The following is an 11,752-nucleotide window of genomic DNA, read 5'->3' as shown; positions in this document are numbered from 1 at the left end:
CCCGGCTCAATAATGCGGTGGCGGCGGCTCGGGCAGGCCTGAGGGCGCGCGGATCGCAGCCTCTTCCAGTTGCTCGGTCAGCTTCTGCACCTGCCGCACCAGCAGATCGATCTTCCGCCACTGCGCGGTGATCGTAGCGTTGAGATCGTCGATGACCGCCTCCTGCTCGGTCAGGCGGATCTCCAGGCGGTCGAGGCGGCTCTCGGTGTCGGTCGTCATGGATGGGCTTCTAGATCCGTGTCCGATCGCGTTGCAATCGGGCACGCCTCTCGATCGCGATTCCGACGCGCACTCTGCCGAAGGGACAGGCCGCATGGGGAATCAAGCCGGCTTGGCGGGCGTTTCGGTTTGAGAGGGGGCGATCGCGGCTCGGGTCTGCGGTGCATCCAGCACGTGGTCGCTCTCGTCCTTCAGGTTCACGCCCGAGAGGCCACGGGCGAAAGCCTGGGTGAGCAGCCAGTTCAGCTTGAACGCGGCGAGGTCGAAGGACAGCCCGGCGGGCCGCACATTCGAGATGCAGTTGCGCTCCGCGTCCGAGCGTCCGGGTTTCGGGTCGAAGGTGAGATAGAGGCCGAGGCTGTCGGGCGAAGACAGGCCCGGCCGTTCGCCGATCATCACCACGACCGCCCTGGCCTTCAGGGCCGCGCCGATATCGTCCCCGAGCGCGACCCGCGCCTGCACGGCGATCACGACGGGGGCGAGGCGCCAGCCGGCCTTGTCGAGATAGGGCTTGAGCGCCGCGAGCATCTTGGCGGCTCCCTCGTGCACGGCACGGGCGGAGAGCCCATCGGCGACGACGAGGGCGAGATCGACCGTTTCCGTCGCCGTCGCCGCGAGCGCCCTGCGGTCGTCCGGGGCAAGCCGCCGGCCGTAATCGGGCCGGTGCAGATAGGTCGGGCGGTCCAGGGCGGAGGAGGCCGCCTGCACCGTCGGAAAGCCGAGAGCCGCGATCGCATCGGCCACGGCCTGTGCGTCGAGAGGCGTGTGCACCGCGTCCCGCGCCTGGGCGTGTGCGAGCCCGAAGCGCAGCACTTCCCGTGTCGGCAGGCCGCTTCCGACCCGGCCGAGCCCGATCCGCGCCGGTGTGAGGCGGGCGAGCCGTTGCCAGAGATCCTCGTCGCTCATCGCAGCCCCCTCACGCCGCGAGGTCGGGCGCGGCGGCGAGCAGCCGCGGGCCGGCGCCGTCGGGCAGCAGCTTGCCCTCCGCGTCGGTGAGTCCGATGCGCTGCAGCCATTCCTCGAACTCGGGGGCCCGCTTCAGGCCCAGCACCTCGCGCAGGTAAAGGGAATCGTGGAACGAGGTGGACTGGTAGTTCAGCATCACGTCGTCAGCCCCGGGAATGCCCATGACGTAGGTGCAGCCCGCCGCGCCGAGGAGCGTCAGAAGGATGTCCATGTCATCCTGATCGGCCTCGGCATGGTTGGTGTAGCAGACGTCGCAGCCGAGCGGCACGCCCATCAGCTTGCCGCAGAAGTGGTCCTCCAGCCCGGCGCGGATGATCTCCTTGCCGTCGTAGAGATATTCCGGGCCGATGAAGCCGACCACGGTGTTGACGAGGAGCGGACGGAAGACGCGAGCCACGGCATAGGCGCGCGCTTCCAGGGTCTGCTGGTCGATGCCGTGATGGGCGTCCGCCGAGAGGGCCGAGCCCTGGCCGGTCTCGAAATACATCACGTTGTCCCCGAGCGTTCCCCGCTTGAGGGCCAGCGCGGCCTCGTGCGCCTCCTTCAGGATGTCCAGGGTGACGCCGAAGCTCGCATTGGCCTTCTGCGTACCCGCGATCGACTGGAACACGAGATCCACCGGCAGGCCGCGATTCATCGCCTCCAGCGTCGTGGTGACATGAGTGAGGACGCAGCCCTGGGTCGGGATCCCGAGCCGCGTGATGATGTCGTCGAACAGCCGCAGCAGCCCGGACAGAGTCTGCACGGAATCGGAGACCGGGTTGATGCCGATCACGGCGTCGCCGCAGCCGTAGGACAGTCCGTCGAGGATCGAGGCGGTGACGCCGGCCGCATCGTCCGTCGGGTGGTTCGGCTGGAGCCGCACGGCCATGGTGCCGGGGAGCCCGATCGTGTTGCGGAAGCGGGTGACCACCCGGGCCTTCCGGGCGACCAGGATCAGGTCCTGGTTGCGCATGATCTTCGACACGGCCGCCGCCATTTCCGGCGTCACGCCCAAGGCGATGCGGGCCAGCGTCTCCGACGAGGCGGTGAGCAGGAACTCGCGGAAGTCCCCGACCGTGAGATGGGCGATCTCGGCGAAGGCGGCAGCGTCATGCCCGTCGAGGATCAGACGGGTGACGTCGTCTTCCTCGTAAGGGACCAGCGGACGGGCCAGAATCTCCTTCAGTGGCACCTCGGCGAGGCACCAGCGGGCCGCCATGTTCTCCTCGGCCGATTCCGCGGCGATGCCGGCGAGGCAATCTCCGGAGCGGATCGGGCTCGCCTTGGCCATCAGGGTGCCGAGATCGGCGAAGACGTGAGCGTGGGACCCGACGACGTGGCGATAGGGCATAGCGGCGCTTCTCCTTGGATCACGGAATCACAGGATCCCGTCACCCGATGCAACCTCGACGATCCATTGCCGGGAGACCGCCGACGGCATAACTGGATCTCACAACATCACGAGTCGAGCCGGCGCTCGACGCCAACCTGCCGACCCGGCAAGGTGGCGCCCTTTCTCGAGGAAAGGGGATGTGGCCGTTCCGGCAACCAACGGGAACTCTGCATCCGCGTCGCTTGGCTCCCACTCTGGAAGGCGCCGCCGTGAGGGATTCGACTGCCCAGCAATTCGCAAGCGACAACTATGCCGGAATCTGTCCGGAGGCCTGGGCAGCCATGGCCGAGGCGAATGTGGGCCACGCTCCCGCTTATGGTGCCGATCCCTGGACGCAGCGGGCGACCGATGGCTTCCGAACGCTGTTCGAGACGGATTGCGAGGTCTTCTTCGTCTTCAACGGCACCGCGGCGAATTCGCTGGCGCTCGCCGCGCTCTGCCAGTCCTACCACAGCGTGATTTGCGCCGAATCCGCCCATGTCGAAACCGACGAATGCGGTGCGCCGGAATTCTTCTCCAACGGTTCGAAGCTCCTCGTTGCCCCCGTGAGCGAGGGCAAGCTCACGCCTGATGGCGTGCGGGGCATCGCCGGGAAGCGCAGCGACATCCACTTTCCGAAGCCCCGTGCCGTCACGATCACCCAATCGACCGAAACCGGCCGCGTCTACAGCGTGCACGAGGTGGCGGCGCTCTCGGAGACCTGCCGCAGCCTCGGACTCAATCTGCACATGGACGGCGCCCGGTTCGCCAATGCCTGCGCCGCGCTCGAGGCGAGCCCGGCGGAGCTGACCTGGAAGGCGGGGGTCGACGTGCTGTGTTTCGGCGGCACCAAGAACGGCATGGGGATGGGCGAGGCGGTGATCTTCTTCGACCGCCGGCGCGCCGAGGATTTCGACTATCGCTGCAAGCAATCAGGCCAACTCGCGTCCAAGATGCGCTATCTCGCGGCGCCCTGGGTCGGGATGCTGGAAAGCGGGGCCTGGCTCGCTCATGCGCGCCACGCCAATGCCTGTGCCCGCCGCCTCGCCGACGCGGTGGCAGGCATTCCGGGAGTCGAACTCGCCGCCCCCGTCGAGGCGAACGGCGTCTTCCTCCACCTACACGAGACGGTTCAGGCTGCCCTGCGAGAACGGGGCTGGCATTTCTATGGCTTCATCGGCGGCGCGGCCCGCTTCATGTTCGCCTGGGACGCCGATCCCGTCCGGGTCGATGCCCTGGCCCGCGACATCCGCGATTGCGTCCTGCCGACGGCGGCCTGAGCGAGGGGAAGAGGTCCTGCCGGTCACGGTCATCGGGACGGTGATGACACCGAGTTTCCTGCGACCGCCCTCGTGTGCACGCTTCAGCTGCCCAAAGCCTGCGCAGCATGGCTGGCCATATCTCTTCGGATACGGCCTCGCTTGGCTTGCCGTGCTCGCGACGAACGGGCGATCAGACCAGATACCCGATCGTCGCGACGACCGCGGTGGCGACTGTGGCGAAGGCGATAGTCGTGGGGGTCAGGAACAGCGAGGGCCGGGACAGGGGCTCGGCCTCCACCGGACAGCCGAAGGCTTCGCCGGCCGCCTGCTCGAAGCGCAGCAGCGAGAGGTGACGCGCATGTGCGGCGGCGGAGGTCATGGCTGAATCTCCCTGGCTGGCGGGCCGGCCGCAAGCTTAAGCATTGGAGATGCAACGCGCAAACACCTGAGAGGTTCCTGAACGCCCCCGCTCGGCAACCTTTCATTAGCCATGCCCTGCGCCATTCCGGACATGAGACCCTACGGTGTCCGGGGCCGCATCGGACCACGACATCCGCACGGTCTGCCGGTCGACTCCGCGGGGGGATCGCGAGACGACTCCCGGTTCGAGTTGTCGTCTTAGATTGCCGTTAACTCCCGCAATGCACGATAATTTGCATTATCTTTTTACGAATGGTTCACGATGAAGGTCTCGCTGAAGCAGAGTCTAATTGGGCTCTTCGCGATCATGCTCGTGCTGTCGGTGGCGCAGGGTGTGATGGCGCTGGTGAAGCTGGAGGCGATCGGCGGCCAGACGACAGCACTCCTCGACAACACCATCCCTTCGATGAACGAGGCGAACGCCATCAACATCCTCGTCGTGCGCACGCGCCTCTGGCAGTTCCGCTACATGACGGCGCTGGACGAGAGCGGGAAAACGCAGAGTGCGGCCAAGGTCACCGACATGATCCGCGAGCGCAATGCCAAGGTCGACGGTTACCGCGCGCTCATCGTCTCGCCCGAGGAACAGGCGATCTACGAGGACCTGCAGATCAAGCTGAACGCCGTCAAAACGGATTGGGATGAGCTGCGCGCCTTCCCTGCGGATCGCCAAGCCGAGGCGATGGCCTTCTTCACCGGGCCGATGCAGGTCCGTTACCTCGCCGTCACCGCTGCGGCTGCGAAGCTCGTCGAGATCAACCTCGCGGCGAGCCGCGCCGCGGATGCCGCGATCCGCTCGGAGCAGGCCTCCGCCTGGCGCACGACGCTGATCATGCTCTCCCTTGCTCTCCTGACGGCGCTCGGCGCGGCGGCCTATTCCTTCACGGGCGTGTCCCGTCCGATCGGTCGGATGACGGTGGCGATGCGGCGGCTGGCGGGCGGCGACACCGCGTTCGACATCCCCTACGGTCAGCGCAGGGACGAGATCGGCGAGATGTCCGCCGCCATCCGGGTCTTCCGTGAGAACCTCCTCCATACCAGGCAGCTGGAGGCCGAGACCGTGTCGGCCCGCGCTTCGGCCGAAGAGCAGCGCAAGGCCGGGATGAGACAACTCGCGGACGGCTTCGAAGCGGCCGTGGGCGGAATCGTGGCGCGCCTCGGAGCCGCTGCGGGGGATCTGCAGGGCACCGCCCAGACCATGAGCGCCACTGCGGGGGAGACGGCGGCGCAATCGACCAGCGTCGCGGCTGCCGCGGAAGAGGCTGCCACCAACGTCAACGCGGTGGCCGCTGCGGCGGAGGAGCTCGGCACCTCCGTCGACGAGATCGGCCGCCAGGTCGGCAGCTCCGCCGATCTCGCCCGGATCGCCGTGGGCGAGGCCAACCAGACCGCGCAGCTCGTGCAGGACCTGTCCCAGGCCGCCGCCCGCATCGGCGACGTGGTCAACCTGATCTCGACCATCGCCGGCCAGACCAATCTGCTGGCGCTGAACGCCACGATCGAGGCGGCCAGGGCAGGGGAGGCGGGGCGCGGCTTCGCGGTGGTGGCGAGTGAAGTCAAGGAACTCGCGAGCCAGACCGGCCGCGCCACGGAGGAGATCGGCCGCCAGATCGCGCAGATCCAGGGCTCGACCGACCAGGCAGTGGAGGCGATCGGCGGGATTGCCGGGCGCATCCGCGAGATCAGCCAGGTGGCGACCACCATCGCCGCCGCGGTGGAGCAGCAGGGCGCGGCGACGCAGGAGATCGTGCGCAACGTCGCCCAGGCGGCCATGGGGGCCGGCGAGGTGACGCACAACATCGCGGGCGTCGCGGGCGCGGCCGAGGAGACCGGCTCCGCCGCCACCCAGGTCCTGGCCTCGGCCTCCGCGCTGGCGCAGCAGGCCGAGCATCTCGGCGCCGAGATGACCCGCTTCCTCGGGAGCGTCCGCGCCGCCTGAGGCGCGGCGCCCCGAAACCGCATCCGGCCCATGTGTTCCCCTGCCTGGGCCGGGTCCGGCGCCGTGATATGAGACGGCGTTCGAGCGAGCACCGGATCCGCCCTCCCGAGGGGAGCGCGCGGACGAGGTCCGAGACGATGACAAGCTCCGCCTCCCCGGCGGAGGTCTTTTTGTTTCCGGTTTGTTCCGGTACAAGAAGAAGGATGAAGGCGCATGCAGCACGATCGACCCGAGATGCCCGGAGACCGCGCGTGAGCGACCCCGCCCGCGATCTGTTCGGCGCCGGCAAGGCGCCGGCCGACATATCGGCGCAGGACAGGATCTCCGACCCGGCGGCCGAGCGGCGGCGCAAGCTCGCCCCCGTGCCGGCTGTGCCCGAATCGGCCGAGGCCGGCTACGACGCCTCGGCCATCGAGGTGCTGGAGGGGCTGGAGCCGGTGCGGCGCCGGCCGGGCATGTATATCGGCGGCACCGACGAGCGGGCGCTCCACCACCTCTTCGCCGAGGTGATCGACAATTCCATGGATGAGGCGGTGGCGGGCCATGCCAGCTTCATCGAGGTGGAGCTGGAGGAGAGCGGCACCCTCGTCGTCACCGACAATGGCCGCGGCATCCCCGTGGACCCGCACCCGAAATTCCCCGGCAAGTCGGCGCTCGAGGTCATCATGACCACGCTGCATGCCGGCGGTAAGTTCGATTCGAAGGTCTACGAGACCTCCGGCGGCCTGCACGGCGTCGGCATCTCCGTGGTGAACGCCCTCTCCGACGTGCTGGAGGTCGAGGTCGCCCGCAACCAGACCCTCTACCGCCAGTGCTTCTCCCGCGGCCACGTCCAGGGCCCGCTGGAGACGGTGGGCCGGGTGCAGAACCGCCGCGGCACGCGGGTGCGCTTCCACCCGGATGCGCAGATCTTCGGCTCGCTGAAGTTCGACCCCCGCCGCCTGTTCAAGATGGCCCGCTCCAAGGCCTATCTGTTCGGCGGCGTCGAGATCCGCTGGCGCTGCGCGCCCTCCCTTCTCGAAGGTCTTGAGGACGTGCCCGCCGAGGCCGTGCACCGCTTCCCCGGCGGCCTGCGCGACTATCTCGCCCGCGACATCGAGGGCAAGGAGCTCGTCACCGACGCAATCTTTGCCGGCAAGGTGACCAAGCCCGGCTCCCACGGCTCCCTCGAATGGGCCGTGGCCTGGATGGTGGCCGAGGACGGCGTCTCGCATTCCTACTGCAACACGATCCCGACGCCCGAGGGCGGCACCCACGAGAGCGGCCTGCGCGTCGCCCTTCTCCGGGCGCTCCGCGAGCATGCCGAGCGCGTGAACCAGGCCAAGCGCATGACGGCCGTGACCACCGACGACGTGATGGCGACCTGCGCCTCCATGCTCTCGGTCTTCATCCGCGAGCCGGAATTCCAGGGCCAGACCAAGGACAAGCTCGCCACGGTGGAGGCCTCGCGCATCGTCGAGACCGCCGTGCGCGACGCCTTCGACCATTGGCTCGCCGCCTCGCCGGCCCAGGCCAACAAGCTGCTCGACTGGGTGATCGACCGGGCCGAGGAGCGCCTGCGCCGCCGCCAGGAGAAGGAGGTCGCCCGCAAATCCGCGACCCGGAAGCTGCGGCTTCCCGGCAAGCTCGCCGATTGCTCGGCCGCCGGCACCGCCGGCTCGGAGATCTTCATCGTCGAGGGCGACTCGGCCGGCGGCTCCGCCAAGCAGGCCCGCGACCGCGCCACCCAGGCGATCCTGCCCCTGCGCGGCAAGATCCTGAACGTGGCCTCGGCCTCCCGCGACAAGCTCGGCGCCAACCAGCTCATCTCCGACCTGACCCTGGCGCTCGGCTGCGGCACAGGGGCGAATTTCCGTGATGCAGACCTTCGCTACGAGAAGGTGATCATCATGACGGATGCCGACGTGGACGGCGCCCACATCGCCTCGCTCCTGATCACCTTCTTCTATCGGCAGATGCCGAAGCTGATCGACAAGGGCCACCTCTATCTCGCGATCCCGCCGCTCTACCGCCTGCAGCAGGGCACCAAGACGGCCTATGCCCGCGACGACGCCCACAAGGATCAGCTCATCAAGACCGTGTTCAAGAACGGCAAGGTCGAGATCGGCCGCTTCAAGGGCCTGGGCGAGATGATGCCCGCGCAGCTCAAGGAGACGACGATGGACCCGAAGAAGCGCACGCTGCTGCGCGTCGCGGTCCTCGACGAGGCCCGGGAATCCACCGGCGACACGGTGGACCGCCTGATGGGCAACAAGCCGGAAGCCCGCTTCGCCTTCATCCAGGAGCGGGCCGCGTTCGCGGACGGGGCGGAGCTGGATATCTGAGACGGCTCAGGCCCTACCCCTTCCCCACGCTCACCACCGGCGTGGCCTCGCGGTCGCCGACGATCATGATCAGCATGGTCTGGGCCATGCTGGCGCGGCCCTGCTCGTCGAAGGGGATGCCGGGGCGGCCGTCCTCCGGCTGCTCCAGGCGGGCGATGGTGTCGCGCACGATGCCGACCGCGCCCTCCACGATCTGGCGGCGGGCCGCGATGATGGCGCCCGCCTGCTGGCGCTTGAGCATGGCGCCGGCGATCTCCGGCGCATAGGCGAGATGGGTGAGCCGCACGTCCTCGACGATGACGCCCGCCACACCGACCCGCTGGCCGAGCTCGCCGATCAGGTCGGCATGGATGGCGTCGCGATCGGCCCGCAGGGAGGCGACCCGGGTGGCCTTCTCCGCGAGTCGGCGCTTGGCGTCGCCGGCCTCCTGGCCGAGATTCTCCGCCTCCTCGTGGTCGTAGGGCCGGGTCGAGGCGATGTTGCGCAGGGCCGCCTCCGCCTGGAGCGAGACGAAGTCCCGGTAGCTGCCGACATCGAAGGTGGCCCGCGCCGCGTCCTGCACGCGCCAGATCGCGGCGGCCGCGATGGTGATCGGGTTGCCCATCAGGTCGTTGACCGTGATGATCTTGGTCTCCTGCGCCTCCGTCGCCAGGGAGACCTTGGCGACCGCGGTGAGCGGGTTGCGCCACCAGAAGCCGTCCCGGGCGATGGTGCCGTGATAGCGCCCGAACAGGGTGAGCACCGCGGCCTGGCGGGGCTTCAGGGTGATGAGCCCGGCGAGCAGCACCAGGCCGGTGAGGCCGGCGAGCACGGCGACCCCGAGGAAGGCCACGCCGCTGCTGCCCCGCCCGAGCAGCGTGCCGAGGCCGCCGAGGAAGAACAGGGCGCCGAAGGCCAGGCAGGGCAGGGACAGCAGGAGCGCCCACCAGCCGTTGAGCGCGCGATAGGGCACGTCCTGCGTGGCGTGGGGCGCGGTGGCGGGGCCTGTCATGCGGGTCTCCCTACGGGTCTCGGGACGGAAATCGGTCAGGGCGGGGCCGCATCATGACCCGGCCGGCGCAGGTCTGCCGTGCGTGTGCGCGCCCGCGGCCCCGGTTGGCCAGCCGCCTTCCGCGCAACATATCGGAAGCCTCGAAGCGATCGGGACGCCGGAGGCCAGCGTGAACTCAAGCCCTCAGCGAAAGAGACTGCATCTCGGCGCCTTCATGCGCCCTATCGGCATCCACACCGCCTGGTGGCGCTATCCCGGCGGCTTCCCGGACGCGAACTTCAACCTCGAGCATCTGGTGCGCTTCGCGCGCAAGCTGGAATCGGGCAAGTTCGACGCCTTCTTCATGGCCGACCACCTCGCCGTGATGAACATGCCAATCGAAGCCCTGAAGCGCTCGGCGACCGTCACCTCCTTCGATCCGCTGACCCTGCTGCCGGCGCTGGCCATGGTGACGGAGCGGATCGGGCTGATCGCCACCGCCTCCACCACCTACAACGAGCCCTATCACATCGCCCGCAAGTTCGCCTCGCTCGACCATATCTCGAAGGGCCGCGCGGGCTGGAACCTCGTCACCTCCGGCAATCCGGACGAGGCCCTGAATTTCGGGCGCGACGCCCATCTCGACCACGCCACCCGCTACCAGCGCGCCCGCGAGTTCTTCGACGTGGTGACCGGCCTGTGGGATTCCTGGGCCGACGACGCCTTCCTGCGGGATGTGGAGCAGGGGCTCTATTTCGACCCCGACAGGCTCCACACCCTCGACCACAAGGGCGCATTCCTCAAGGTGAAGGGGCCGCTCAACGTGGCCCGGCCGGTCCAGGGCTGGCCGGTGATCGTGCAGGCGGGGGCCTCCGAGGCCGGGCGGCAGATCGCGGCGGAGACCGCGGAGATGGTGTTCGGCTCGGCCTCGCGGCTGGAGGCGGGGCAGGAATACTACGCCGACGTGAAGGGCCGCATGGCCCGGGCCGGGCGCAACCCGGCCCATCTCAAGATCCTGCCCGGCGCCTTCGTGGTGGTGGGCGCGAGCGAGGCGGAGGCCCAGGAGAAGAAGGCCCGCCTCGACGCCCTGGTACCGGTGGAGAGCGGGCTCGCCAATCTCTCGGTGCGGCTCGGGACCGATGCCTCCGGCTTCGACCTCGACGCGCCGCTGCCCGAGATTCCGGAGACGAATGCGAGCAAGAGCGGTCAGGCCCAGATCGTGGCCTATGCCCGCAAGACCGGCGCCACCGTGCGCGAGCTCGCCCAGCGCGTGGGCGGCTATGGCGGGCTCAGCTTCGTCGGCACCCCCGCCCAGATCGCCGACCACATGCAGGAATGGCTGGAGGGCGAGGCCTGCGACGGCTTCAACGTGATGTTTCCCTTCGTGCCGGAGGGGCTCGACGCCTTCGTCGATCAGGTCGTGCCGGAACTGCAGCGCCGCGGCCTGTTCCGGACGGAGTACGAGGGCCACACGCTGCGCGACCATCTCGGCCTGCCGCGCCCGGCGAACCGGTTCTTCCCGCCGGGCGCGTGAGCGAGGCCCGAATCCGCTTCGGGGGTGAGGCGGATCAGCGGCGGTTGGCGAGCCCGTAGAGGGCGAAGCCGGCCAGACCCGCGATCGCCAGGGCCAGCACCGGCACGCCGCCGAGGGTGCCGGCCGCCTCGCCGCCGCGATGCCGCACGGTCTCCAGGATCTCGGAGCCCCTCAGGATGCGGGCGGCGCGCCGCCGGTTCTCCGGCCGCACCGGGATCGAGACGACGAGCTCCTCCTCGTCCCGCTCGATCGTGATGCTGTTGCGGGCGAACCCCGACCGGACGAGCCGGTCGCGGGCCGCATGTGCGGCCTCCAGGGTCGGGAATTCCGCCGAGACTCCGACCGTCTCCTCGGACATCGTTTCCTCCGTTTTCGTTTCCGACGGTCGGAGGAAGCTCGGGGCGGGCCGCCCGGTTCCGGCAAAGGCCGCCTCAGGCGGCCTCCGCTTCCGCCTCGCAGGCATCGACGCGCACGGCGCCGGCCCCGGTCAGCGAGCAGATGATCTCGGTGCCGTCATCCAGCGCGAAGGCATGGAACAGGTGCCGCTCCAGCGCTTCCAGTCCTTCTCCAGGCAGTTCCGCAATCGCGTCTCGGGCCCGTTCTTCGAGATCGGGGAGATCACCGCGGCCTTCGACCAGTTCCTGGGCGGACTGCGTGAAGATCACTTCGAAAGACATCGCCGTCTCCTCGCAACGACCTTGCATGAGTTGCGGAAGACAGGCCCGGCTTGCGACTTTTTTGGGGCAGATGATTTTCGTGTGTCA

At 68.8% G+C, this 11,752-nt stretch carries 11 protein-coding genes and 1 riboswitch; of the genes, 4 read left to right on the top strand and 7 right to left on the bottom strand.

Annotation, left to right across the window (positions count from 1 at the left end; all coding sequences use genetic code 11):
- Nucleotides 1–6 precede the first annotated feature (6 nt).
- The 3 genes from MMB17_RS02870 to MMB17_RS02860 form a co-directional block, all read right to left on the bottom strand.
- Nucleotides 7–219, bottom strand: coding sequence for a SlyX family protein (locus MMB17_RS02870; RefSeq protein ID WP_241101006.1), 213 nt, complete (start codon nt 217–219; stop codon nt 7–9).
- A gap of 102 nt (nt 220–321) precedes the next feature.
- Entirely contained in the window at nt 322–1,125 is an 804-nt protein-coding gene (eutC, locus tag MMB17_RS02865) for an ethanolamine ammonia-lyase subunit EutC (protein ID WP_241101005.1), read from the bottom strand.
- A 10-nt stretch (nt 1,126–1,135) separates the two neighbouring features.
- On the bottom strand, nt 1,136–2,518 hold the full coding sequence (locus tag MMB17_RS02860; protein WP_241101004.1) for an ethanolamine ammonia-lyase subunit EutB: 1,383 nt from the start codon (nt 2,516–2,518) through the stop codon (nt 1,136–1,138).
- A 99-nt stretch (nt 2,519–2,617) separates the two neighbouring features.
- A riboswitch (SAM-I-IV-variant riboswitch) is annotated at nt 2,618–2,729 on the top strand.
- Nucleotides 2,730–2,841: 112 nt separating this feature from the next.
- Between MMB17_RS02860 and MMB17_RS02855 the strand changes: the two genes are divergently transcribed.
- Nucleotides 2,842–3,819 carry a threonine aldolase family protein gene (locus tag MMB17_RS02855; protein ID WP_241101003.1) on the top strand — a complete coding sequence of 326 codons (978 nt, stop codon included), beginning with the start codon at nt 2,842–2,844 and terminating at the stop codon, nt 3,817–3,819.
- A gap of 172 nt (nt 3,820–3,991) precedes the next feature.
- Here the strand turns inward: MMB17_RS02855 and MMB17_RS02850 are convergent, their stop codons facing one another.
- Entirely contained in the window at nt 3,992–4,180 is a 189-nt protein-coding gene (locus MMB17_RS02850) for a hypothetical protein (protein WP_238311906.1), read from the bottom strand.
- A 303-nt stretch (nt 4,181–4,483) separates the two neighbouring features.
- Here MMB17_RS02850 and MMB17_RS02845 point away from each other — a divergent pair, with 303 nt between their 5' ends.
- A complete protein-coding gene (locus tag MMB17_RS02845; protein ID WP_241101002.1) occupies nt 4,484–6,160 on the top strand; it encodes a methyl-accepting chemotaxis protein in 1,677 nt (558 codons plus the stop codon).
- A gap of 251 nt (nt 6,161–6,411) precedes the next feature.
- Nucleotides 6,412–8,484 carry a DNA topoisomerase IV subunit B gene (gene parE / locus MMB17_RS02840; RefSeq protein ID WP_420847321.1) on the top strand — a complete coding sequence of 691 codons (2,073 nt, stop codon included), beginning with the start codon at nt 6,412–6,414 and terminating at the stop codon, nt 8,482–8,484.
- A gap of 13 nt (nt 8,485–8,497) precedes the next feature.
- Here parE and MMB17_RS02835 read toward each other — a convergent pair whose 3' ends face one another.
- Nucleotides 8,498–9,475 (bottom strand): SPFH domain-containing protein, encoded by a 978-nt coding sequence (locus MMB17_RS02835; RefSeq protein ID WP_241101000.1) that lies wholly within the window; start codon nt 9,473–9,475, stop codon nt 8,498–8,500.
- A 214-nt stretch (nt 9,476–9,689) separates the two neighbouring features.
- On the opposite strand from MMB17_RS02835, the gene MMB17_RS02830 reads away from it, so the two are divergent.
- Nucleotides 9,690–10,988 (top strand): LLM class flavin-dependent oxidoreductase, encoded by a 1,299-nt coding sequence (locus tag MMB17_RS02830; RefSeq protein ID WP_241102103.1) that lies wholly within the window; start codon nt 9,690–9,692, stop codon nt 10,986–10,988.
- A 34-nt stretch (nt 10,989–11,022) separates the two neighbouring features.
- On the opposite strand, the gene MMB17_RS02825 is transcribed toward MMB17_RS02830, so the two are convergent.
- Together MMB17_RS02825 and MMB17_RS02820 are read right to left on the bottom strand one after the other, a co-directional pair.
- Nucleotides 11,023–11,346, bottom strand: a complete 324-nt coding sequence (locus tag MMB17_RS02825) for a hypothetical protein (protein WP_238311902.1) — start codon at nt 11,344–11,346, stop codon at nt 11,023–11,025.
- A gap of 73 nt (nt 11,347–11,419) precedes the next feature.
- A complete protein-coding gene (locus MMB17_RS02820; protein WP_238311901.1) occupies nt 11,420–11,665 on the bottom strand; it encodes a hypothetical protein in 246 nt (81 codons plus the stop codon).
- Between the last annotated feature and the right edge of the window lie 87 nt (nt 11,666–11,752).

Source organism: Methylobacterium organophilum, from assembly GCF_022533465.1.
GTDB classification, from domain to species: Bacteria; Pseudomonadota; Alphaproteobacteria; order Rhizobiales; family Beijerinckiaceae; genus Methylobacterium; species Methylobacterium organophilum.
This window is presented reverse-complemented; position numbering and strand designations above follow the sequence as displayed.